Source organism: Caulobacter ginsengisoli (assembly GCF_030814835.1).
Classification (GTDB): Bacteria; Pseudomonadota; Alphaproteobacteria; order Caulobacterales; family Caulobacteraceae; genus Caulobacter; species Caulobacter ginsengisoli.
In genome coordinates this window covers 104,997-126,170 of the sequence record NZ_JAUSVS010000003.1, presented here as the reverse complement: position 1 = coordinate 126,170, position 21,174 = coordinate 104,997, and the positions used below count along the sequence as shown (strand labels likewise).

The 21,174-nt window shown below is 69.8% G+C and carries 23 protein-coding genes; 8 read left to right on the top strand and 15 right to left on the bottom strand.

Translation table 11 applies throughout. The features are described 5' to 3' along the window. Nucleotide 1: 1 nt before the first annotated feature. From QO010_RS10425 to QO010_RS10415, 3 genes are all read right to left on the bottom strand, one after another. Nucleotides 2–817 (bottom strand): DUF1499 domain-containing protein, encoded by an 816-nt coding sequence (locus QO010_RS10425; protein WP_307348890.1) that lies wholly within the window; start codon nucleotides 815–817, stop codon nucleotides 2–4. Nucleotides 818–886: 69 nt separating this feature from the next. Next, nucleotides 887–2,308, bottom strand: coding sequence for a dihydrolipoyl dehydrogenase family protein (locus QO010_RS10420; protein WP_307348889.1), 1,422 nt, complete (start codon nucleotides 2,306–2,308; stop codon nucleotides 887–889). Further along, nucleotides 2,305–3,021 (bottom strand): TVP38/TMEM64 family protein, encoded by a 717-nt coding sequence (locus QO010_RS10415; RefSeq protein ID WP_307348888.1) that lies wholly within the window; start codon nucleotides 3,019–3,021, stop codon nucleotides 2,305–2,307. The genes QO010_RS10420 and QO010_RS10415 overlap by 4 nt, the downstream gene beginning before the upstream one ends. Before the next feature lie 102 nt (nucleotides 3,022–3,123). On the opposite strand from QO010_RS10415, the gene QO010_RS10410 reads away from it, so the two are divergent. From QO010_RS10410 to QO010_RS10400, 3 genes are read left to right on the top strand one after another with little or no spacing between them, the layout of a single operon-like run. Beyond that, nucleotides 3,124–4,116 (top strand): radical SAM protein, encoded by a 993-nt coding sequence (locus QO010_RS10410; RefSeq protein ID WP_307348886.1) that lies wholly within the window; start codon nucleotides 3,124–3,126, stop codon nucleotides 4,114–4,116. Continuing rightward, entirely contained in the window at nucleotides 4,113–4,775 is a 663-nt protein-coding gene (locus tag QO010_RS10405) for a TIGR04283 family arsenosugar biosynthesis glycosyltransferase (RefSeq protein WP_307348885.1), read from the top strand. Before QO010_RS10410 ends, QO010_RS10405 begins: the two co-directional genes overlap by 4 nt. Further along, nucleotides 4,765–5,349 (top strand): TIGR04282 family arsenosugar biosynthesis glycosyltransferase, encoded by a 585-nt coding sequence (locus QO010_RS10400; protein WP_307348884.1) that lies wholly within the window; start codon nucleotides 4,765–4,767, stop codon nucleotides 5,347–5,349. The genes QO010_RS10405 and QO010_RS10400 overlap by 11 nt, the downstream gene beginning before the upstream one ends. Here the strand turns inward: QO010_RS10400 and mtnP are convergent. From mtnP to QO010_RS10385, 3 genes are all read right to left on the bottom strand, one after another. After that, entirely contained in the window at nucleotides 5,336–6,208 is an 873-nt protein-coding gene (gene mtnP / locus QO010_RS10395; RefSeq protein WP_307348882.1) for an S-methyl-5'-thioadenosine phosphorylase, read from the bottom strand. The genes QO010_RS10400 and mtnP overlap by 14 nt on opposite strands. 67 nt (nucleotides 6,209–6,275) lie before the next feature. After that, nucleotides 6,276–6,410: a hypothetical protein gene (locus tag QO010_RS10390; RefSeq protein WP_307348881.1), complete on the bottom strand. Its 135-nt coding sequence runs from the start codon at nucleotides 6,408–6,410 to the stop codon at nucleotides 6,276–6,278. Beyond that, nucleotides 6,407–6,637, bottom strand: coding sequence for a hypothetical protein (locus tag QO010_RS10385; RefSeq protein ID WP_307348880.1), 231 nt, complete (start codon nucleotides 6,635–6,637; stop codon nucleotides 6,407–6,409). Before QO010_RS10385 ends, QO010_RS10390 begins: the two co-directional genes overlap by 4 nt. 159 nt (nucleotides 6,638–6,796) lie before the next feature. Here QO010_RS10385 and QO010_RS10380 point away from each other — a divergent pair, with 159 nt between their 5' ends. Further along, on the top strand, nucleotides 6,797–8,605 hold the full coding sequence (locus QO010_RS10380) for a flavin-containing monooxygenase (RefSeq protein WP_307348878.1): 1,809 nt from the start codon (nucleotides 6,797–6,799) through the stop codon (nucleotides 8,603–8,605). Nucleotides 8,606–8,803: 198 nt separating this feature from the next. Here the strand turns inward: QO010_RS10380 and QO010_RS10375 are convergent, their stop codons facing one another. Together QO010_RS10375 and QO010_RS10370 are read right to left on the bottom strand one after the other, a co-directional pair. Continuing rightward, nucleotides 8,804–9,904, bottom strand: a complete 1,101-nt coding sequence (locus tag QO010_RS10375) for an NAD(P)-dependent alcohol dehydrogenase (RefSeq protein WP_307348877.1) — start codon at nucleotides 9,902–9,904, stop codon at nucleotides 8,804–8,806. Between the two features lie 4 nt (nucleotides 9,905–9,908). Beyond that, a complete protein-coding gene (locus tag QO010_RS10370) occupies nucleotides 9,909–10,994 on the bottom strand; it encodes a phosphotransferase (RefSeq protein WP_307348876.1) in 1,086 nt (361 codons plus the stop codon). 151 nt (nucleotides 10,995–11,145) lie between these two features. On the opposite strand from QO010_RS10370, the gene QO010_RS10365 reads away from it, so the two are divergent. Further along, on the top strand, nucleotides 11,146–12,285 hold the full coding sequence (locus QO010_RS10365) for a serine hydrolase domain-containing protein (RefSeq protein WP_307348874.1): 1,140 nt from the start codon (nucleotides 11,146–11,148) through the stop codon (nucleotides 12,283–12,285). Nucleotides 12,286–12,329: 44 nt separating this feature from the next. Here the strand turns inward: QO010_RS10365 and QO010_RS10360 are convergent, their stop codons facing one another. Further along, nucleotides 12,330–12,527, bottom strand: coding sequence for a hypothetical protein (locus tag QO010_RS10360; RefSeq protein WP_307348873.1), 198 nt, complete (start codon nucleotides 12,525–12,527; stop codon nucleotides 12,330–12,332). 177 nt (nucleotides 12,528–12,704) lie between these two features. On the opposite strand from QO010_RS10360, the gene QO010_RS10355 reads away from it, so the two are divergent. Further along, nucleotides 12,705–13,034 carry a hypothetical protein gene (locus QO010_RS10355; protein WP_307348872.1) on the top strand — a complete coding sequence of 110 codons (330 nt, stop codon included), beginning with the start codon at nucleotides 12,705–12,707 and terminating at the stop codon, nucleotides 13,032–13,034. A gap of 8 nt (nucleotides 13,035–13,042) precedes the next feature. Here QO010_RS10355 and QO010_RS10350 read toward each other — a convergent pair whose 3' ends face one another. The 3 genes from QO010_RS10350 to QO010_RS10340 all read right to left on the bottom strand — a co-directional run bounded on the left by QO010_RS10350 (nucleotide 13,043) and on the right by QO010_RS10340 (nucleotide 15,052). Then, complete coding sequence (locus tag QO010_RS10350; RefSeq protein WP_307348870.1) at nucleotides 13,043–13,393, bottom strand: DUF2200 domain-containing protein; 351 nt, start codon at nucleotides 13,391–13,393, stop codon at nucleotides 13,043–13,045. Between the two features lie 101 nt (nucleotides 13,394–13,494). After that, on the bottom strand, nucleotides 13,495–14,673 hold the full coding sequence (locus QO010_RS10345) for a glutathione S-transferase N-terminal domain-containing protein (protein ID WP_307348868.1): 1,179 nt from the start codon (nucleotides 14,671–14,673) through the stop codon (nucleotides 13,495–13,497). A gap of 1 nt (nucleotide 14,674) precedes the next feature. Then, nucleotides 14,675–15,052 (bottom strand): hypothetical protein, encoded by a 378-nt coding sequence (locus QO010_RS10340; protein ID WP_307348866.1) that lies wholly within the window; start codon nucleotides 15,050–15,052, stop codon nucleotides 14,675–14,677. A 142-nt stretch (nucleotides 15,053–15,194) separates the two neighbouring features. Between QO010_RS10340 and QO010_RS10335 the strand changes: the two genes are divergently transcribed. After that, nucleotides 15,195–16,373, top strand: coding sequence for an amidohydrolase family protein (locus tag QO010_RS10335; RefSeq protein WP_307348864.1), 1,179 nt, complete (start codon nucleotides 15,195–15,197; stop codon nucleotides 16,371–16,373). 11 nt (nucleotides 16,374–16,384) lie between these two features. Here QO010_RS10335 and QO010_RS10330 read toward each other — a convergent pair whose 3' ends face one another. Both QO010_RS10330 and QO010_RS10325 read right to left on the bottom strand, forming a co-directional pair. Then, nucleotides 16,385–16,597, bottom strand: coding sequence for a hypothetical protein (locus tag QO010_RS10330; protein WP_307348863.1), 213 nt, complete (start codon nucleotides 16,595–16,597; stop codon nucleotides 16,385–16,387). Between the two features lie 64 nt (nucleotides 16,598–16,661). Next, entirely contained in the window at nucleotides 16,662–17,465 is an 804-nt protein-coding gene (locus tag QO010_RS10325; RefSeq protein WP_307348862.1) for an SDR family oxidoreductase, read from the bottom strand. Nucleotides 17,466–17,659: 194 nt separating this feature from the next. Between QO010_RS10325 and QO010_RS10320 the strand changes: the two genes are divergently transcribed. Beyond that, complete coding sequence (locus tag QO010_RS10320) at nucleotides 17,660–20,200, top strand: hybrid sensor histidine kinase/response regulator (RefSeq protein ID WP_307348861.1); 2,541 nt, start codon at nucleotides 17,660–17,662, stop codon at nucleotides 20,198–20,200. On the opposite strand, the gene QO010_RS10315 is transcribed toward QO010_RS10320, so the two are convergent. Then, on the bottom strand, nucleotides 20,197–21,099 hold the full coding sequence (locus tag QO010_RS10315) for a LysR family transcriptional regulator (RefSeq protein WP_307348859.1): 903 nt from the start codon (nucleotides 21,097–21,099) through the stop codon (nucleotides 20,197–20,199). The two genes, QO010_RS10320 and QO010_RS10315, sit on opposite strands and share 4 nt — an antisense overlap. Between the last annotated feature and the right edge of the window lie 75 nt (nucleotides 21,100–21,174).

Genomic DNA, 21,174 nt, shown 5'->3' with positions numbered 1-21,174 from the left:
CTCAGCCCAGACCCTTGGCCTTGACCGTCGCCAGGAAGGCCCGGATGCGCTTGGCGTTGGCGCCCATGTCGCCGACCCCCACGCGGGAGGTCGAGCGCACATCCACCACCGAGCCCTTGCCGTCGGGGCCGGGACGGACCCGGACCACGAAATCGTCCTTGAACCCGAACCAGAAGCTCTCGGCCGTCGCTTCGACACGGCCGGCGGCCGGATCGCTCTTGCTGACCTTCAGGCCCTGGTCGCGGGCGACCGAGGCGGCCAGGGTGGTGGCGTTGGCGACCGTCAGCGGCAGGGTCAGCGGGACGAGATCGGGATTGGCCTTCTGGCCGAGGGCGCCCACCGTCTTGTCGGCGAAGTCGGCCTTGCCCTTGTAGGCGGCCAGGGTGGACATCGGCGCCGTCATCGACTCGATGGGGCTGGCGCCCGGGATGGCGGCGCGGGCGGCGGAGACGGCCGGCGAATAGCTGGGCGGGTCCTGGATGTTGGTGGCGATGTCGTGGATCGGCGGCGCCTCCTTGGCCTTGCCGACGGCCACGACCACGAACCCCACCATCAGGACCGGGATCAACAGGGCGACCAGGGCCCGGCCCCAGCCGCGGCGCGGGCTGACGACCAAGGCCAGGACGAGGGCGATCAGGGCGAAACCCAGCACGCCGAACAGCACGAACTTGCCCAGGACATAGACCAGCAGGCCAAAGCCGATCCGCCAGTTGAACAGCCCGAACTTGGTGCCCAGGGCGGCGACGATGAAATAGACCGGCAGCAGCAGCGACAGGATCAACGCCAGGCGCACCCAGCCATCACGAAACTTCGTCATGATCTCCCCTCCAATGATTGGCGGACTTGCCGCCGCCCCCGTGGCGTCATTCTGCGCCGGGTTGAGGCGTCAGGCCAGCCGCTTGAGCACCGACACCAGCCGCCGCACGCCCGGCGAGAACAGGGTTGGCGTATAGAACTGCCCGGCCAGCCGTTTGTTGATCTCGCCCCGGGTTGGGTACGGGGCGATGACGCCGGTCAGGTTGCTCAGCTTGAGCCTGGTAGTCATCGCCTGAGTCCAGACGGCCAGGTGGTCGCCGGCCCGGGCGCCGACCAGGGTGGCCCCCAGGATCTGCCCCTTGGCCGAGAGGACCAGCTTGCCAAAGCCCCGCGTGTCGCCCTCGGCCTGGGCGCGGTCGTTGTCGGCGAAGGGCGAAACCAGCACCTTGATGGCGTCGCCATGCTGGGCGCGGGCCTGGGCCTCGGTCAGGCCGACGGCGGCCAGTTCGGGGTCGCTGTAGGTGACGCGAGGGACGACCAGCCTGTCGGCGTTGATCGGTGAGGCGAACAGGGCGCGGCGGACGAACAGCCCGGCATGGGCCCCGGCCAGATGGGTGAACTGGCCCCGCCCGGCAATATCGCCGATGGCGAAGACGCGGGGGTTGCTGGTGCGCAGGGCGGCGTTGGTGGTGATCCCGCCCTTGTCATGGGCGACGCCGGCGGCTTCCAGATTGAGGTCCTTGAGACTGGGCGTGCGGCCGACCGCCACCAGCAGGTGCGAGCCGGCAATGCGGACCTCGCCCTGCGGTCCTTCGGCGACCACGACCGGTCCTGGCTCGATGCGCACCACCTTGTGGCCGGCCAGCAGGGTGACGCCATCGGCCTCGAGTTGGTCCAGCACCACCGCGGCGGCGTCCGAATCTTCCTTGGAGAGCAGGGTCATGGCCTCGACGATGGTGACCCTGGCGCCCAGTCGGCGGAAGGCCTGGCCCAGCTCCACCCCGATGGGTCCGCCGCCCAGGACGATCAGGTGTTCGGGCAGGGCCGTCAGTTCGAACAGGCTCTCGTTGGTGAGATAGGGGACCGTGTCGAGGCCGGGGATGGGCGGCGCGGCGGCGCGGGAGCCGGCGGCGATGACGACCTTGCGGGCGGTGACCTTGACGCTTTCGCTCTCGACGGTGCGGCGATCCTTGAAGCGGGCGGTCTCGCGCACCACCCGCACGCCCAGGCCTTCGAAGCGTTCCTGGCTGTCGATGGGGGCGATCTCGGCGATGACCTTGTGAACCCGGGCCATGACCGCCGGGAAGTCGACCGTCACGTCCGAGACGCCGACGCCCAACGCCCTGGCCTCGCGCGCCGCATGGGCGGCGTCGGCGGCGGCGATCAGGGCCTTGGAGGGCACGCAGCCATAGTTCAGGCAGTCACCGCCCATCTCGCCGCGCTCGAACAGCACGACGGAAAGGCCCAGCTGCGCGGCCCCGGCCGCCACCGACAGGCCGGCCGAACCCGCCCCGATGATGGCGAGGTCAGCCCGGATGCGCTCCTGTTTCAAACCTTGGCTCCCTTGCGGGCCCGGTAGCGCTGATAGAGGGTCGTGCCGAGCGAGAGCAGGGCCAGGGCCAACAGAGGACCCAGCACATAGGGCTGGAAGATGATCTTCAGGTCTGGCTTGCCGCCGGCCGCCAGCACCTTGCCGATGCCGGCGCCGATGCCGGAATAGATGAAGGTGGCCGGCATGATGCCGATGAAGGTGGCCAGGGCGTAGGCGCGCAGCGGCGCATTGGCCAGGGCCGCGGCGACATTGACCAGCCAGAAGGGCGCCACCGGGATCAGCCGCAGGGTCAGGATGTAGCCGAAGGCGCCGGCGGCGACGCCGTCGATCACCGCCTTCAGCCGCCCGCCCGAGGCCTCCGCCCGCTCGCGCAGGCTGGCCCCCAGCGAGGTGCGCACGATCAGGAAGACCAGGATGGCCCCGATGGTCGCCCCGACCACGGTGGCCGAACCGCCGATCCAGGGGCCGAACAGGAAGCCGCCGGCCAGGGTCAGGATCAGGGCGCCGGGCAGGCTGACCGCCGTGGCCGCCGCATAGACGCCGATGAAGATCAGCAGGGCCAGGACCAGGTTGGCGGCGACGAAGGTCCGCAGTTCGCTCTCGTGCTGGCGAAGGGCGTCGAGGGTCAGGTACTTCCCCGCCCCGCTGGCGAATACGGCGATGACCACCACCGCCAGCACCGCCAGCGGCAGATACCGTTTCAACACCTGCATGTTTCGAAGCTCCCGTCCGGTAACCAGTCTAGACGCGCCGGCGAAAGCTTGGCCATAGCGGGCGGGCATGAGAGTCTTCGCCTGCGCCGGGGAGATGGTTACGTGGACAGACTGGATACGGCTTTTGATCTGCGCGGCTCGCCGTTCGTGACGCCGTCGGCGCCGCGACTGGACCCGCGCAAGTTTCAGGATCCGGTCACCACCCTGGACGGCTCGCCCCGAGCGACCGTGGCGCTGACCGGGCTGGAAACCCTGTGGTTCAACACCGGCACGCTCTGCAACATCACCTGCCTGACCTGCTACATCGAGAGCTCGCCCCGCAACGACGCCCTCAGCTACCTGACCCTGGCCGAGACCCAGGCCTACCTGGACGAGATCGACGCCCTGGGGCTGACGACCCGCGAGATCGGCTTCACCGGCGGCGAGCCGTTCATGAACCCGGCCATCATCCCGATGCTGGAGGCGGCCCTGGCCACCGGCCGCCAGGTGCTGGTGCTGACCAACGCCATGCGGCCGATGCGGCGGTTCGAGCGGCAACTGCTCGACCTGAAGGCCCGCTACGGCGCGGCCCTCACCCTGCGGGTCAGCCTGGACCACCACAGCCCCGCCGTGCACGAGGCCGAGCGCGGCGAAGGAACCTGGGCCCCGGCCATCGCCGGCCTGACCTGGCTGGCGAAACACGGCTTCTCTCTGGCCGTGGCCGGACGGCGGCTGGGCGACGAGCCCGAAGATGTGGCGCGGGCGGCCTATGGGGCGCTGCTGCGCGGCCTGGGCGTCGAGCTCGACGTCATGAACGCCACCCGCCTGGTGCTCTTCCCCGAAATGGACGCCACCCGCGACGCCCCGGAGATCACCGAGGCCTGCTGGGGCATCCTGGACGTCCATCCCGAGACGATGATGTGCGCCACCAGCCGCATGGTCGTGAAGCGCAAGGGCGCCGCCGCCCCAGCCGTCGTGGCCTGCACCCTGACGCCTTATGATCCGGGCTTCGAGCTGGGGACCAGTCTGTCCCAGGCCCTGGGCTCGGTGGCGCTCAACCACCCCCATTGCGCCCGGTTCTGCGTGCTGGGCGGAGCGAGCTGCAGCGGGCGTTGAGCCTTTCCGTCGTCATCCCAGTCCTCAACGGCGCGAGCGACCTGCCGCTGACCTTGGCGTCGGTCGCCGAGGCGGATGAGATCGTCGTCGTCGATGGCGGCTCCACCGACGGTTCGGCGGCGCTGGCCGAGACCCTCGGCGCGACCGTCATCACTTCGCCGCGCGGCCGGGGCGAACAGCTGCGGCGGGGGGCGGCGGCCGTCAAGGGGCCGTGGCTGCTGTTCCTCCACGCCGACACTCGGCTCGAACCCGGCTGGCGAGCGGCGGCCGAGGCTTTCATGGCGCAGCATGCCGGCCGCGCCGCCGTTTTCCGTTTCGCCCTGGACGATACCGACTGGCGAGCCCGCTGGCTGGAGGCCGCCGTCGCCGCGCGGACCCGGGCCTTCGCCCTGCCCTATGGCGACCAGGGGCTGCTGATCCACCGCGAGCTCTATGACGCGGTCGGCGGGTTCGCGGCCCTGCCGCTGATGGAGGATGTCGATCTGGTCCGCCGGATTGGCCGGCGGCGGCTGGTCGCCCTGCCGGTCAAGGCGGTGACCTCGTCCCGGCGCTGGCGGGCCGACGGCTGGCTGCGGCGCAGCGCCCGCAACCTGCTCTGCCTTTTGATGTTCAGGCTGGGCGCGCCCATCGAGCGGATCGCAAGGGTCTATGGCCGCTGAGCGCCCCCACCTGGTGATCTTCGCCCGCCGCCCGGCCTGGGGGGTGGGCAAGCGGCGGCTGGCGGCCGGGGCTGGCGAGGCGGCGGCCTGGCGGTTCCAGCGCTTCATGCTGGCCGACCTGGCGCGGCGGCTGGGCTGCGACCGCCGCTGGCGGACCTGGCTTTGCGTCACGCCGGACCAGGCAGCCGGACGGCTGATGGGCCTGCCCGCCCTGCCTCAAGGCCCCGGCGGCCTGGGAGAGCGTCTGCGGCGGTTGCTACGGCGATTGCCGCCTGGGCCGGCAGTGATCATCGGGACCGACAGTCCCGGCATCGCGACGAGCGACATCGCCGCCGCCTTCCGAGCGCTGGGCGCCGCCGACGCCGTGTTCGGCCCGGCCCTGGACGGCGGCTACTGGCTGATCGGGCTCAGGCGCCGGCCGCGCCGGCTTGATCCGTTCGAGGGTGTGCGCTGGTCCAGCCCCGACGCCCTGGCCGACACCCTGGCCAACCTGGCCGGCCGGCGGGTGGCCATGCTCCGGTCACTGGAAGACATCGACGACGCCGAGGCCCTGGCCCGCCTCAGGCATCCTTGAACCGCCGCGCCCCGATAGCGTCGAGCTTGGCCAGCCGCGCCGGGTCCCAGGCCGAGGGGCTGGTGACCACCGCATAGTCCAGGCAGGTGTCGATGGGCGAGGCCGGGCGCTCATCCTGCAGGGCCTCGGCCAGCCTGACGATGGTGGCCCGGGCCCCGTCGGCGTTGGCGGCCATCACCTCCATCACCGCCGAGACCTCGACGGCGGCGGTCTCCTCGCGCCAGCAGTCGTAGTCGGTGACCATGGCCAGGGTGGCGTAGGGCAGCTCGGCCTCGCGGGCCAGCTTGGCCTCGGGCATGGCGGTCATGCCGATCAGGTCGGCGCCCCAGGACCGGTAGAGCTCGCTCTCGGCGCGGGTCGAGAACTGCGGGCCCTCCATCACCACCAGGGTGGCGGCCTCGGCGACCGTCTGGCCGGCGGCGCGGCCGGCGGCGGCGGCCAGGCCCGAGAGGCGCGGACAGGTCGGGTCGGCCATCGAGACATGGGCCACCAGACCCGTCCCGAAGAACGACTTCGGCCGGGCGAAGGTGCGGTCGATATACTGGTCGACCAGGGCGAAATCGCCGGGCGCATACTCCTCCCGCAGCGACCCCACCGCCGAGACCGAGAGGATGTCGGTGCAGCCGGCCCTTTTCAGCACATCGATATTGGCCCGGCTGTTGACCTCGGTCGGCGAGATACGGTGGCCACGGCCATGGCGCGGCAGGAAGACCAGCTTCAGATCGCCGATCTCACCCGTCAGCAACTCGTCCGACGGCTCGCCCCAGGGACTGTCGGCCTTCACCCAGCGCCTGTTGGCCAGCCCCTCGATCTCATAGAGGCCCGATCCGCCGATCACCCCCAGCACCCAGCCGCCCATGCCCGTCCTCCCGCGTTTGCGCGGCGATCATGGCAAGGTCGGGGGCCGGGCGCCATGGGTGGCGCCGTCAGGGAGTCGGCTGGCCCTCGTCGGGATCGTCCGGGATCGGTGGCGGGTGCGTCGGATTGGGGAAGGCCGGCGGCTCGGACGGCATCGGCGGCATCTCGGGCGGGATCGGCCGCTGGCCGGGTTGCTGGTTCACGTCTTGCGCTTCTGGGCGTCGTTGGCTTCGAAGTCCCGTTTCCGCCCCGGCTCGTGGGCGTGATGCACATCGGCCTCGCCGCCGCCGCCGGACACCTTGCTGTGGCGGCTGTAGCGGTCGGGATCGTCGAAATCCTTCACGGTCGGATCGGGCTTTGGCTTGGAGCGGTCCTCGTGGCTGGCGCCGGGGCCGCCCCAACGATCGGTGTCCGGGTGCTTGGCGGGCATGACTGACCTCCTGTCCCAGATGAACCATCGGTCGGCGCGGTCGGTTCCCGGCCGGCGAGGGCGAGGCGCGACGCCATGCCCTTGCCATTGGGCGTTGCCTGACGCGGCGGAATTCAAATTATCGAAGGTAGGTCAGAGACGAATTCAGGGAAGCGGACGATGGCGGACGGCGAAACCAAACCGACAGGCGGCCTGGACCTGGGCTTCGACCCGGAAGCCCTGCGGGCCCGCTACCGCGCCGAGCGCGACAAGCGCATCCGCAGCGACGGCAACGAGCAGTATGTCGAGATCGCCGGCGACTACGCCCACTATCTGGACGATCCCTATGTCGACGCCCAGCTGCAGCGCGAGCCCCTGACCGACGAGGTCGAGGTGGCGCTGATCGGCGGCGGGTTCGGCGGCCTGCTGGCCGGGGCCCGGCTGCGCGAGGCCGGGGTCAAGGACCTGCGGATCATCGAGAAGGGCGGCGACTTCGGCGGTACCTGGTACTGGAACCGCTATCCCGGCGCGGCCTGCGACGTGGAGAGCTACATCTACCTGCCGCTGCTGGAAGAGACCGGCTACCTGCCCGTCGAGAAATACACCCGCGCCCCGGAAATCCTGGCCCACTGCAAGCGCATCGCCGAGCATTTCGACCTCTACCGCAACGCCTGTTTCCAGACCGAGGTCACCAGCCTCGACTGGGCCGAAGAGATCCAGCGCTGGATCATCTCGACCAACAAGGGCGACCGGATGAAGGCCCGCTTCGTGGTCATGGCCAACGGCCCGCTGCACCGGCCCAAGCTGCCCGGCATCCCGGGGGTGGAGACCTTCAAGGGCCATAGCTTCCACACCAGCCGCTGGGACTATGACTATACCGGCGGCACGTCGCTGGGCGGGCTGACGGGCCCGGCCGACAAGCGGGTCGGCATCATCGGCACCGGCGCCACGGCCGTGCAGTGCGTGCCCTACCTGGGCGAATACGCCAAGGAGCTGTTCGTCTTCCAGCGCACCCCCTCGTCCATCGACGTGCGCAACAACCGACCCACCGATCCGGAATGGGCCGCCTCGCTGCAGCCCGGCTGGCAGCAGCGGCGGATGGACAATTTCAACACCCTGGTCTCGGGCGGCTACGAGCCCGAGGACATGGTCGGCGACGGCTGGACCGACATCATCCGCAACATCCTGCTGATCGGCCGCCAGAACCCCGACCCGTCACGCGACCTCGGCGAGCTGATGCAGCTGGCCGACTTCAAGAAGATGGAGTCCATCCGCGCCCGCGTGGACCAGGTGGTGCAGGACCCAGCCAAGGCCGAGGCGCTGAAGCCCTGGTACAACCAGTTCTGCAAGCGGCCCTGCTTTCACGACGACTACCTGGCGGCCTTCAACCGCCCCAGCGTCCATCTCATCGACACCCAAGGGCGGGGCGTGGAGCGGATCACCGAGACCGGCATCGTGGTCGACGGCCAGGAGTACGAGATCGACTGCCTGGTCTATGCGACCGGCTTCGAGGTCGGCACCAGCTACACCCGCCGCGCCGGCTATGAGGTGACGGGCCGCGATGGCCTGACCCTGACCGGCAAATGGGCCGACGGGGTCTCGACCCTGCACGGCATGCACGTCAACGGCTTCCCCAACCTGTTCCTGATCAGCAACGCCCAGTCGGGCTTCACGGTCAACTTCCCGCACATGATGAACGAGCAGGCCCACCACCTGGCCTACATCATCGCCGAGACCGACAAGCGTCAGGCGAAGATCGTCGAGGCGACGCCGGAGGCCGAAGAGGCCTGGGTGCAGACCATCATCGGCTCGGCCCTGATGCGGCAGAAGTTCCAGGAGGAATGCACCCCCGGCTACTACAACAACGAGGGCAAGCCCTCGGCCCTGGCGGCGCGCAACGGGCCGTACGGGGCGGGAGCCATCGCGTTCACCAAGCTGATCACCGCGTGGCGGGAGAAGGGTGAGCTGGAGGGGCTGGCGCTGAGCTAGAACCCACCGGTCTTATGGAATTTCCTTCGACCGTTCTCTAACCCGTCATCCTGGGCCTTGTGCCCAGGATCCCGCCGTCAGCCGCACGTGCGAATGGCCGTGGAGCCGCCACGCCTCAGCTTTACCGTCCCGGTTTGCAGCGAGCGGAACGCGGGATCCTGGGCACAAGGCCCAGGATGACGGAGTGGGAGGGAGCCCCTACAGGGTCAGCACCACCTTCACACAGTCCCCATGATGCTGCGCCGCTATGGCCGCGTTGATCTCCCCGAACGGATAGGTCTTCACCAGCTTCTCCAGCGGCAACCGCCCTCCCCGCCAGTGGTCGATCAGCACCGGTAGGAAGACGTCCGGATCGCTGTCGCCCTCGATGATGCCGCGCACGGTCTGGCCGAACGTGAGCACGGTTCCGAGGTCGCCCGGCATGGGCGTCCCGGGCGCGGGGATGCCGACGATGCCGAACACGCCTTTCGGGGCCAGCGCGCCCATCACCGCCGTCAGGGTCTCGCCGCGGCCGGTGGTGTCGAAGGCGTAGTCGACGCCCTGGGGCAGGATGGCCCGCACCGCGCCGGCGAGGTCGGGGCTGGCGGCCGGGTCGATGACGTGAGTGGCGCCGAGCGATTGGGCGAGGTCGCGGCGGACGGCGTGGGGTTCGACGACGATGATGGTCCCGCAGCCCTGGATCACCGCACCCATGACCGCCGACAGACCCACCGCCCCGCCGCCGGTGATCAGCAGCGACGAGCCGGCCGGACAGGCCAGGGCCAGCATGATCCCGCCCGCCCCGGTCTGCACCCCGCAGCCCAGCGGCGCGGCCAGCTCGAAGGGGATGTCGGCGGGCAGTTTCAGGACGTTGGTCTCATAGGCCAGGGCGTAGGTGGCGAAGGACGACTGGCCGAAGAAGTTGGACGACACCGCCGTCCCGTCCTTTTGCAGCGCCTTGGTCCCGTCGGGCCGCATGCCGATGTAGTTCAGCATGGGCATGGAATAGCAGTAGGCCGGGTCGCCGCTCTTGCAGCGGCCGCACTGGCCGCAGGACCGGAAGGTGATCGCCACCCTGTCGCCCGCCGCGACCTTGGTGACGGCCGAGCCGACCTTCTCGACGACGCCGGCGCCCTCATGGCCCAGCACGGCCGGCAGGGAAAACGGCATGGCCCCTTCCCGCGCCACCAGGTCGGTGTGGCAGACCCCGACGGCGGCGATGCGGACCAGGATCTCGTCGGGGCGGGGATCGTCGAGTTCGACCGATTCCAGTGTGAAGTCGGCGCCGGGGGCTCGGGCGACGGCGGCGGTGACCTGCATGGTTCTAGGCTCCCCAGAAATCGAACGTGCCGTTGTCCAGCGCCTGCAGGCAGCCGCCGCGGGTCATGGCCAGGAATAGGGCGTCGCCGCGCTCGGTGCGCTCGACCACCATGGCCGAGAAGACGCCCAGCAGCATGCCGTTCAGGCTATAGCGCCGGTAGTCGTTCCAGCAGCGCTCGAAGTCGTAGTCGCGGACCCCCAGCCGCACCAGTTCGGCGTGATAGAGGCCGATCAGGTCGCGGTCATGCTCGCGGCGCAGTTCGGGCGAGATGCCGGCGCTGAGGAAGTAGGCGGCGTCGCTGACCCCCGCGCCCAGGGCCAGGGTCTGCCAGTCCAGGGTGCCCATCCGCCGGCTGCCGCCCTGGATGTCGAACAGGATGTTGTCGAGGCGGAAGTCGCCGTGCTGCACCGTGCGGGGCGTGGAGCGATCTTGCTGCAGGGCGGCGATGGCGGCGGGCATGCGGTCGATCAGGGCGAACAGCTCGGGCTCCAGCTGGCCCTCGTAGCGCTCGCGGAAACCCTGGATCACGCCGGGCAGGGCCGCCACGACCGCCGGCATGGTCGCCTCGCCGGCGGTCAGCCAGGACGCCTGCTCCAGGCTGGCGTCGCCCCAGCGCGGCGCGTGCAGGGCGGCCGCTTCCAAGAGGGCGGTGCGGGCGTCCTGCAGCGAACAGCCGGTCAGCTGGTCGCCCTGCCGGGCCGGGCCGAAGTCCTCGAAGATCAGGGTAAAGTCCGACGTCGCCGGGTCGATGCCGGCGTAATAGGCCTTGGGGGTGATGATCCCCACCGTGTGGGCCAGCTCGCGGTAGAAGCTGACCTCGCGCAAATAGAGGCCCATGGCCGCGCCGGTGCCACGGCTGACCGGATCGGCGGCCGCGAACTTGCCCACCACGCTGGCCGGCGCGCCCGGCGGCGGCGCGTCATAGGTCAGGGAAAACCGGAAGCTGTCGCCGACCAGGCCATTGCCCACCGGTTTGGCCGAGATGGCGGTGACCCGGCCCTCGGGTAGCACGCCGCCGGCCTGCAGCGCGGCGGTCATCCAGTCGGCGTCGATCTGTTCGGCCGAGGCGGCGATGGCGGGCGCGGGCATCCACTCTACTCCCTGATCGGCCCGTCTTGGTGCGTGGCCTGACGGCTTTCCTTGTAACGGATGGAATTCTGTTGGCGACCGTGACCTCGGGGAAGCCTTGCACGGCCTCTCGCCTCGGCTAGGCTGGCGAAAACCAAGGGTGGAGACGATCATGGCTGACGGTTCGGTGGCGGGCTTCACCGTCGACAGGTTCGCGCCGGTGCGCGCCGCCTTCGAGGCCAACCTGACCAGCGGCGCCGACATCGGGGCCAGCTTCTGCGCCACCGTCGGCGGCGAGACGGTCGTCGACCTCTGGGGCGGCTTCGCTGACGAGGCAAAGACCCGGCCCTGGGAAAAGGACACCATCGTCAACGTCTATTCGACCACCAAGACCATGACGGCCCTGACCGCCCTGCTGGTCGCCGACCGTGGCGAGCTCGATTTCGACGCCCCCGTCGCCAAATACTGGCCGGAGTTTGCCGCGGGCGGCAAGGCGGACGTCAAGGTCAGCCACCTGATGAGCCATTCGTCCGGCCTGTCGGGCTGGAAGGAGCCGATCACCCGCGACACCCTCTACGACTGGGAGAAGGCGACGTCCCTGCTGGCCGCCCAGGCCCCGTTCTGGGCGCCGGGCACGGCCTGCGGCTACCACGCCATCACCCAGGGCTACCTGGTCGGCGAGGTGGTGCGCCGCGTCACCGGCAAGTCGCTGGGGACGGTGTTCCGCGAGGAGATCGCCGAGCCGCTGGGCGCCGACTTCTGGATCGGCCTGCCCGCCTCGGAGGACCACCGCGTCGCCGACCTGATCCCGCCCCCGCCGGGCACGGGCATTGGCCAGGGCCCCGAGCCCAGCGCCCTGATGAAGAACATGTCGACCAACCCGGCCACCAACCCGCTGGACACCCGCACCCGCGCCTGGCGAGCCGCCGAAATCCCCGCCGCCGGCGGCCAGGGCAACGCCCGCTCGGTGGCCGAGATCCATGTGCTGCTGGCCAATGGCGGCGTCGCCAAGGGCAAGCGCCTCCTCTCGGAAGCCGGTTGCCGCAAAGCGCTTGAGCCGCAGATCGAAGGCGTCGACCTGGTGCTGGGCATGCCGGCCAAATACGGCATGGGCTTTGGCCTGCCCGGCCCCATGGTCCCCCTGCCCCCGGGGGCGTGTTTCTGGGGCGGCTATGGCGGCTCGCTGGTGATCATCGACATGGATGCCCACACCACGTTCGGCTACGCGATGAACAGGATGGCCCCAACGACGACGGGGGACATGCGGGCTATGACCTTGGCGATGACGATGTGGCAGGCTTTGGCGGGGTGAGGGAGCGCTTCTGGAGACTTTCCCAGAAGCGGGCGTGTCCAGGTTCACTCCTTGATCCGTTCGATGCGGACGGAGGTGAAGTGCGAGAAGTTGTAGCTGACGCCATCTGGCTGCGTGGACATCAGCCGGCCAGCCCTGCCAGCCGATAGCTGGTGCGCCTCGAATTCGGTCAGCTGCGGTTGTCCGTCGTCAGGGTCCATCCATTCGACGACGACGCGATAACGGTAAGAGTCAAACTGCATCAAATCCTCCTGCGTCGTGAAGGTAGTCTGACCCGGCATGTCCGCAACGGGTCGGCTCCGGTCGCAGGCATCCGTGCGAACAAAAAGCAAAAAGGGATCAGCGCGAAATGGCGCGACCGACACCGCAGCTTACCGGTTTGCGTGGCCTACACGCGCCCGCTGCGCTAACCCGTCCCCATGGCCAAACCCAAGCTAAGCCCAGAGTTCGAGATCGAGGTCGCCGGGGAGCCCTATGTCTGGCGGCTGCAGCGCCGGCCCCAGTGGTCCACCGACACCAAGGGCTGGCAAGGCATGGCCATCGCCGTGCGCCACCAGGAAGGCCAGCGCGAAGCCGTGGTGGAGTTTCCGCCCGCCCCGCCGCCCAGGTTCGGCGCGCCGCAGCTGAAGCCCACGGACATTTCTGTGGACCTCGTGGCCAGAGCCATCGCCTCGGCCATAGAGGCGGGGTGGGAGCCGCATTCCCGGGGCAAGACCGTCGCCATCGTCGTGGATGAGACCGGCGCCTGACGGCCCGCTTATCCCCGCAAGATCTTCGCCATCGCCTTGCCCTTCGCCAGCTCGTCGACGAGCTTGTCCAGGTAGCGGATCTCCCGCATCAGCGGGTCTTCGATCTCTTCGACGCGGATGCCGCAGATCAGGCCTTTGATCTCGGCGCGGGCCGGGTTCAGCCTGGGCGCCTCGGCAAAGAAGGTCTCGAAGTCGGTCTTGCTCGCCAGATGGCCCTCGAACGCCGCCTGGCTGAAGCCGGTCAACCAGAGAATGATCTCGTCGACCTCGGCCTTGGTGCGCCCCTTCCTCTCCGCCTTGGCGACGTAGAGCGGATAGACGGAGGCGAAGCTGGTGGTGAAGATTCGATGCTTGGTCATCGGGGCCTGATCCGCTTGGCGAGGCCATGACCTAGCATGGGGCGGGCGCCCGCCGGTAGGGATCGGGGGCCAGGAACCTGACTGGCCCTGGCCCCTCCGAGCTACCCCACAGCCCGTTGTCTCTCGGCCTCTATCGGCGGTCCCCAGACCTCGAGCTGGTCCTTGCGCTCGACCCGCCGCGTGGTGCGCAAGGTCAGCAGTTCGGAGAGACCTGTCTCGGCCAGCAGGGCCTCGACGGTCATGCGGCCGGCGGGGTCGAGGCTGTCGGCGGCGTCCTGGATCTTTTGCAGCAGGTAGAGGCGGTAGGGCATGACCGCCACCTCGATGGTCTCGCCGCGCCAGTCGAAGGCGACGCGGCCGATGGCGCGGTCGTTGGGTTTGGCGAGACCCGTGGTTCCGGGTTCGAGATCGGGGCGCTCGGCCAGCCAGTCATTGGCGTAGGCGACGTAGGCGCGGACCTCCGGCAGGTAGTCCTCGGCGACGAAGCTCATCAGCGCCTTCAGGGTGTCGGGGACGGTGTCGGCCAGGAAGACCTTTTCGGGCGGCGAGCCATAGTCGCCGGCGTCCTGGTCGGGGCCGTTCATCCGCTCGACCCAGCGCCAGACGCGGTAGGCCTGGGCCTGCATCATCCGGGCGGGATAGGGGTCGCGGCCGAGATGGGCGTAGAGGGGGGCGATCAGGCCGTAGTCACCCAGGGTCGGGGCCCCGCCGAGCAGGTAGGGGGCCTCGACCAGATGGGCCTCGAACAGGGCCAGGAAGCGTTCGTAGCTGGCCTCGATCAGGGGAATGGAGCCGGGCGAGACTCCAAACCCGCCCATGGCCTTGCGCATGCGGCTGGCGGCGAACCGGAAGACGGTTTCCGCCTCGTCCGGCATGGCGCCGGGGGCCAGGGCGGCGGAGAAGTCGCGGCCCAGGAAGGGCTGGTTCACCGCGTCGAAGTTCCAGCGGTAGTGCATGGCCGGCCGCAGCAGGCCTTCGCCGCCGAACAGCTCGAAGATGTGGGAGATGAGACGATGGCGCGGCGTCTTGGGATAGGCCGGATGCAGGGTTTCGCCCTGGGCTTCGAACCAGGCGATGATGTCCGAACCGTCCTGGACCAGCTCGCCGTCCAGGGTCTCCAGCACCGGGATGATCCAGCGGCCGATGCGAGGCAGGATTTCCTCGCGGAAGCGCGGCTCGCCGGCGGCGCGGTTCTCGAAGGGGATGCCCTGCTTGATCAGGTAGGACCGGGCCTTGCCGGTATAGAGCGAACCAGGTGTGCCGTAGAGGTTGTAGGGCATGTCAGCGGCTCCCCATCAATCGCCGGCCGGCGGCGAAGAGGGCCAGCAGCACCGCCTCAACGATCATCGGCAGGCCCAGTTCCGGCGACCAGCCCTGGACCGCGACGGTGATGACCCGGCCGGTGAGGGCGATGGCGATCATCAGCAGCGGTGCGGTGAGCCATTTTCCCTCGGCCCGGATGGCGGCGAAGAGGGCGAAGGCGCCGGCCGCGCCGAAGAAGCCGGCCATGTCGGCCCGGATGGTGGCCAGGCCCAGGGCGCCGATGGGCGAGATCCCCAGCCTTCCTGCCGGCAGGGCCGGGTTCAGCCAGAACTGCAGGGCCAGGAGCAGAGCCAGCACCCCCGCCAAGCCTACCAGGCCGCGAATCACCAGCTTCATTCTACCCACTCCCCGAACGCCGTATTGTGGCACCTTGTATGCCATAAAGATGGTTGTCACAACGTTACCGAAAATGGGTATGCGACGACGTGCGGCGACAATCGGTGGCATCCGGGGCATAGTCGGACCTCTGGAGGAAACCATGCCCTACGCCCCCGCCAGCCGCGCCTTCTACGACGCCGACAGCCACATCATGGAGCTGCCGGATTTCCTGAAGAAATACGCCGACCCGGCGCTGCGGGACGAGATTCCCGAGGTCAGCTACTCGGCCTCGATCGTCACCGACGAGGAGGTGGCGGTGATCATGGCCCAGGGCGGCCGCCACAGCGACGAGCACATCGCCGCCCAGATCGCGCTGGGCGACCGGCTGATCGAATCCTCCAAGGAAATCCAGGCGTTGGGCGCCTTCGACCGGACCGACCGTTCGGCCGCCCTCGACCTGCTGGGCTTCCGCCGCCAACTGGTGTTCGCCACCCACAGCGTGGCCATGCCCTTCTCGCCCAGCTCGAAGCTGGAGCCCCGCCTGCGCTATGGCGCGGCCCGCGCCCACAACCGCCACATGGCCGACTTCTGCGCCGCCGATCCCCGGCTGATGGGGGTGGCGGTCATCCCGCTCGACGAGCCCGAACTGGCCATGGCCGAACTGGAGGCGGTGCTGAAGGCGGGCCTCAAGGCCGTCTGGATCCCGCACCGGCCTTGCGGCGACCGCTCGCCCGGCCATGTGGACCTGGACCCCTTCTGGGCCCGGCTGGCGGAAACCGGGACGCCCTTCCTGCTGCATGTGGGCGGGGCGCCGCTGCAGCTGGCCAAGGCCTGGATGAACAATGGCCGGCCGCCGACCAAGGACTGGCTGGGCGGCGGCGAGAACCTGCGCACCAAGGACATCGCCCTGCTGCACGAGGGGCCCGAAGCCTTCCTGACCATGATGGTGCTGGACGGGGTGCTGGAGCGCCACCCGGCCCTGCGCGGGGCCAGTGTCGAGCTGGGCGCCGGCTGGGTTCCAGAGCTGCTGCGGCGGCTGGACTGGGTGGTCAAACACTGGAGCCGCAACGACGCCAACCTGCAGGCCCTGCGCCGCACGCCCTCGCAACAGATCACCGAGCAGCTGGCCTTCACCCCGTTCGTGTTCGAGGAGGTCGGCAATCTGATCGACCAGTCGAACCCCGACCTCTACCTGTTCTCCAGCGACTATCCGCACATCGAGGGCGGGCGGAACCCGATCGGCCGGTTCGAGGCGTCGCTGGGCGAACGCAGCGAGACGGTGCGCGACCGCTTCTACGCCGAGAACTTCCTGCGGATCTTCCCGGACGCCAGAAGCTAGTTTTGGCGGAGCTAGTCCTGGCGGACCTGGACGCTGGCCTTCTTGGGCCAGGCCCGCTCGATGACGGCCCAGGAAACGGCGGCTGACACGGCGGTCAGCCCGCCCAGCCACTGGACCAGGTTCATGCCGCGGGCGGCTTCGGCCCCGACCAGCATGGCGACGAGAACGACCGCGCCGGCAGACAGCAGGCGAGCCGAAAACAGGATTTGCAGAGCGGAAGGCATGGCCGCGATTTAGCCAGACCAGAGCATTCCTGTCGCTGCGACACGGGTTCGCAGGATGCGCGACCTAGCTGAACGGCCCCAAGGCGTCCCCGCCGGCGTCGCCCAGCTCCGAGCCGCCGTCGACATTGAGGATGGTCCCGGTGATGTAGCGGGCGCTGTCGCTGGCCAGGTACGCGGCGGCTTCAGCAATGTCGGTCTTGGTCCCGTAGTCGCGCAGGGCGATGCGGGCCTTGATGCGGGCTTCGGCCTCGGGCGAAGGGGCCAGGCGGGCCATGCCCTCGGTCTCGGCGATCGGGCCGGGCGAGATGGCGTTGACCCGCACGCCGGAGGGGCCCCACTCCATGGCCAGGCACTTGGTCAGCATGTTGATCCCGGCCTTGGCGGCGCAGACATGGGCCTGGAACAGGGCCGGCCGCACCGCCTGCCCCGCCGTGATCGAGATCAGCGAGGCGCCCGGCCGGCGCAGGAACTGGTAGCTGGCCCGCAGCACGTTGAAGGTGCCGATCAGGTCGATATCGACCACGGTCTTGAAGCCGTTGGCGCTCATCCCTAGCGCGGGGGCCACGAAGTTGCCGGCGGCCCCGGAGATCACCACGTCGATGTCCCCGAACCGGTCATGGGCCTGCCTGAGCGCGCCTTCGACGGCGGCGTAGTCGCGCACGTCGGCGGCCATGCCGATGGCCTCGAAGCCCTCGTCGGTGATGGTCTTGGCGGCGGCGGCGATCTTGTCCTCGCTGCGGCTGATCAGGGCCAGTTTCGCCCCGGCCCGGGCGAAGTGCTGGGCGATGCCCAGGTTGATGCCGCTGGAGCCCCCGGCGACGAAGACGGTCTTGCCGGCCAGAACCTGGTCCTTGAGCGCGGAATTCATGTGGAGGCTCTCCCTGCTGGCGGCCCCACCCCTTGCGAAGATGGGGCGGCGGCTTGATCCCATGTTTGTAGGCCCCTGACCGGCCCGCGCAATCGTGACCCAGCGGCACGAGATCAAACGAGCCCATCTCAAGCTTGGGTTTACCGGTGGCGGTTTAGAGTACGCGACCTTCCGCCAACCGATGAGTGGCCTTGATGCGTCTGGCGCGAAGCGCCCTTGTGATGTTCGCCCTGACCCTGCTGGCCGCGACGCCGGCCTGGGCGGGGGGACCGACACGCGGCCTTCCCGCGCCTTCGCAGGAGGCCCGCGCCGATCGGCTGGCCACCATCATCGACCAGGGCAGGCTGATCACCACCCCCGCCAAGCAGGACGCCTGGGAGGCCCGCGCCCTCGCCGCCCAGGGCCCCGAGCGCCTGGAACGGCTGCGCAAGATCGCCACCGAGGCGCTGGTCGGGTCGAACGCCCCCAAGGCCAAGCGCTTCCTGGCCCTCTACGAGCAGGAAATCCGCCGCCAGAACAGCGCCCGCGAAGCCCGCGCCCTGCAGCAGCTCAAGATCTACGCCGCCGGCATGGACGGCGACTACAGCGGCGCCGCCGCCAGGCTGACCGCCTTGCTGGCGACCGAGCGCGATCCGCTGCTGCGGGTGACCGGCGCGCGTCTGCTGTCCTACAGCCTCAGCGACGCCGGCCAGAAGGTGCAGGCCCTGAAGGTGGCGCGGGGCGGGATGGAGGACCTTTCCCGGGCGCCCAAGGATCCCGATCTGCGCGGCGGCCTGGCCGACGCCTGGGCCTTCGCCGCCCTGGGCTTGGACGACCTGCCCGCCTTCCTGACCCAGGCCGAGGCCACTGTCGCGGCCGCCCAGGTCAGCGACCAGCCCTATGACGGCCAGTCCATCCTCTACAATCTGGCCCGCCTGGCCTCGCAGCAGGGCCAGACCGCCATGGCCGGCCGGGTGCTGGCGCGGCTGTGGCGCCTGGCCGACGCCGGCGACGATCCGCAGCAGGTCTATTGGGTGCGCGAACTGTGCGCCATGGTCTCCAGCGACGCCGGCCGCTGGGAGCAGGCCGTGCAGTGCGCCGACGACGCCCTGGCCATCCCCGACGGTTCGGCCGAGCACCGGCCGAAGATCATGCGGCTGAAGACCATCGCCCTGGCGCGCCTGGGTCGGGCCGGGCCTGCCCGCGCCGCCTACGCCGCCCTGCAGGCCGAGGCCGCCCGCCGCGGCGATCCGGTGTTGACCCGCGGCCTGCTGGAGGCCGAGGCCGAGGTGCTGCGGGCCGAGGGGCGCTACAACATCGCCTTCGACACCCTGCGCCGCTACCAGCGCGAGGTCAGCCGCTCGCAGGACGCCGCCACCGTCGAGGGCATCCGCGAGATGCGGGCCAGCCTGGAATCCGAGGTGGCCGCCGCCAAGACCCGCCTGGCCATCCAGCGGGCCGAGAACGTCCGAAACGTGGTGCTGGCCACCGGCGCGGGCCTGGCCCTGGTCATCTGCATCTTCGCCCTGGTGCTGACCCTGCGCATGCAGCGCCGCCTGGTCGCCGCCCGCCGCGAGGCCGAGGCCGCCGACCAGGCCAAGACCACCTTCCTGGCCAATATGAGCCACGAGATCCGCACCCCGCTGAACGGCGTCATCGGCGTGGCGGGGGCCCTGGCCCGCACCGACCTGACCGGCCCGCAGCGCGACATGCTCGACCTGGTGCGCTCGTCGGGCGAGGTGCTGGAGCGGCTGCTCAGCGACATCCTGGACCTCTCCAAGGTCGAGGCCGGCAAGATCGACCTTGAGGCCGCGCCGTTCGAACTGACCGGCGCCATCGACTCCACCGCCCAGCTGATGCGCACCCGGGCCGACGAGAAGGGCCTGGCCTTCGATGTCGTCTATTCACCTCGGGCCAGCGGCACGCTCGTGGGCGACGTCATCCGCATCAAGCAGATCGTCGCCAACCTGGCCTCCAACGCCATCAAGTTCACCGAGCGCGGCGGCGTGACCGTGGCGGTCGACCTGGAAGATCGTGCGGAGGATGGGCCCGAGGCGGTGACCCTGATCCTCAAGGTGCGCGACACCGGCATCGGCTTCGACTTCCAGGCTTCGGGCCGCCTGTTCGGCCGCTTCCACCAGGCCGACGGTTCGATCACCCGCAAGTTCGGCGGCACGGGCCTGGGCCTGGCCATCTGCCGGGGCCTGACCGAGGCGATGAGCGGGACCATCGAGGCCAGCTCGACGCCGGGCGAGGGCAGCCTGTTCATCGTCCGCCTGCCGCTGGAGCGGGCCGAGGCCGCCGCCCCCGAGGCGGCGCCGGACGCCGAGGCGCATGCGTCGGGCCTGGAGGGCCTGCGCATCCTCATCGCCGACGACCACCCGATCAACCAGAAGGTCGCCGAACTGATCCTGGGCCCGCTGGGCGCCGAACTGACCCTGGTCGCCGACGGCCAGGCGGCGGTGGACGCCTTCGAGACCGGCGGCTTCGACCTGATCCTGATGGACATGCAGATGCCGGTGATGGACGGCCTGGAAGCCACCCGGGCCATCCGCCGCCTCGAGGTCGAACGCGGCCTGGCGCCGATCCCCATCGCCATGCTGACCGCCAACGCCCTGCCCGAGCACCGCGCCCAGGCCGCCGCGGCGGGGGCCGACGACCACATCGCCAAGCCGATCACCCCCGAGGGCCTGATCGGCGGCGTGGTGCGCTGCCTGCAGAACGGCTCTGGCCAGGCGCTCGCACAGGCGGGCTAACGCCGCCGCGACAGTCGTTCGGCCAGGAATTCCGCCAGCACCTCCACCCGCTTCGGCCTGGGGCCACCCGGCGGCATGACCAGGTGCAGGGCGGCTGGCGGCGCGCGCCAGTTCGGCATGACCACCTCCAGCCGGCCGTCGGCCAGGGCGTCACGGACGACGAAGTCCGGCTGCAGGGCCAGGCCCAGGCCAGACAGCAGGGCCGGCAGCATGACGTCGGCGTTGTTGGCGCGCAGCGGACCCGAGGGGCGAACCCAGGCCTCCTCCCCCGCCGCGTTGACGAACCGCCAGGTCTCGGGGCTGGGTAGGTAGGCGTAGCCCAGGCAGGCATGGTCGGCGAGGTGGGCCGGATGGGTCGGCCGGCCGTGGCGGTCCAGATAGGCCGGCGCCCCCACCACATGCCGCTCGACCGCGCAGAGCCGCCGGGCGACCAGGGCCGAGTCCGGCAGGACGGCGATGCGCAGGGCCAGGTCGAAACCCTCGCCGATCAGGTCGACGGTGGCGTCCGACAGGTGCAGGTCGATCGAGACCTGCGGATAGGCGGCGAAGAAGTCGGGCAGCAGCGGGGCCAACTCGATCAACCCGAACGACATCGGCGCGGCCAGCCGCACCTGCCCGCGCGGGGCGGCGGCCCCCTCCATGGCCTCGGCTTCAAGATGCTCGGCGTCGTGCAGCAGCTGGGCGGCGCGCTCGGCCAGGGTGCGGCCGGCGTCGGTCAGGGCCAGCCGCCGCGAGGAGCGGTTGAACAGCCGGGCCCCCAGCCGTGTTTCCAGCCGGGTGACGGCCTTGGAGACCGTCGCCTTGGAGAGCTTCAGGTCCTCCGCCGCCCCGGCAAAGGAGCGCAGCTCCACCACGCGGGCGAAGATCGCCAAGCCTTCGAGATCGGGTAGGCGCGCCATTTTGGAAACAATGAGTTTCGTTTGTTTCTATTTCTTCGTCGATCTTCATCCCTATCTTGGCTTTCGACAAGAGCG

Bases quoted from the DNA above. Each gene is read 5' to 3' on its own strand.
- QO010_RS10425 (WP_307348890.1), bottom strand. From the start codon at position 817: ATGACGAAGTTTCGTGATGGCTGGGTGCGCCTGGCGTTGATCCTGTCG.
- QO010_RS10415 (WP_307348888.1), bottom strand. From the start codon at position 3,021: ATGCAGGTGTTGAAACGGTATCTGCCGCTGGCGGTGCTGGCGGTGGTG.
- QO010_RS10400 (WP_307348884.1), top strand. From the start codon at position 4,765: ATGGCCGCTGAGCGCCCCCACCTGGTGATCTTCGCCCGCCGCCCGGCC.
- mtnP (WP_307348882.1), bottom strand. From the start codon at position 6,208: ATGGGCGGCTGGGTGCTGGGGGTGATCGGCGGATCGGGCCTCTATGAG.
- QO010_RS10385 (WP_307348880.1), bottom strand. From the start codon at position 6,637: ATGCCCGCCAAGCACCCGGACACCGATCGTTGGGGCGGCCCCGGCGCC.
- QO010_RS10380 (WP_307348878.1), top strand. From the start codon at position 6,797: ATGGCGGACGGCGAAACCAAACCGACAGGCGGCCTGGACCTGGGCTTC.
- QO010_RS10375 (WP_307348877.1), bottom strand. From the start codon at position 9,904: ATGCAGGTCACCGCCGCCGTCGCCCGAGCCCCCGGCGCCGACTTCACA.
- QO010_RS10370 (WP_307348876.1), bottom strand. From the start codon at position 10,994: ATGCCCGCGCCCGCCATCGCCGCCTCGGCCGAACAGATCGACGCCGAC.
- QO010_RS10365 (WP_307348874.1), top strand. From the start codon at position 11,146: ATGGCTGACGGTTCGGTGGCGGGCTTCACCGTCGACAGGTTCGCGCCG.
- QO010_RS10360 (WP_307348873.1), bottom strand. From the start codon at position 12,527: ATGCAGTTTGACTCTTACCGTTATCGCGTCGTCGTCGAATGGATGGAC.
- QO010_RS10355 (WP_307348872.1), top strand. From the start codon at position 12,705: ATGGCCAAACCCAAGCTAAGCCCAGAGTTCGAGATCGAGGTCGCCGGG.
- QO010_RS10350 (WP_307348870.1), bottom strand. From the start codon at position 13,393: ATGACCAAGCATCGAATCTTCACCACCAGCTTCGCCTCCGTCTATCCG.
- QO010_RS10345 (WP_307348868.1), bottom strand. From the start codon at position 14,673: ATGCCCTACAACCTCTACGGCACACCTGGTTCGCTCTATACCGGCAAG.
- QO010_RS10340 (WP_307348866.1), bottom strand. From the start codon at position 15,052: ATGAAGCTGGTGATTCGCGGCCTGGTAGGCTTGGCGGGGGTGCTGGCT.
- QO010_RS10335 (WP_307348864.1), top strand. From the start codon at position 15,195: ATGCCCTACGCCCCCGCCAGCCGCGCCTTCTACGACGCCGACAGCCAC.
- QO010_RS10330 (WP_307348863.1), bottom strand. From the start codon at position 16,597: ATGCCTTCCGCTCTGCAAATCCTGTTTTCGGCTCGCCTGCTGTCTGCC.
- QO010_RS10325 (WP_307348862.1), bottom strand. From the start codon at position 17,465: ATGAATTCCGCGCTCAAGGACCAGGTTCTGGCCGGCAAGACCGTCTTC.
- QO010_RS10320 (WP_307348861.1), top strand. From the start codon at position 17,660: ATGCGTCTGGCGCGAAGCGCCCTTGTGATGTTCGCCCTGACCCTGCTG.
- QO010_RS10315 (WP_307348859.1), bottom strand. From the start codon at position 21,099: ATGGCGCGCCTACCCGATCTCGAAGGCTTGGCGATCTTCGCCCGCGTG.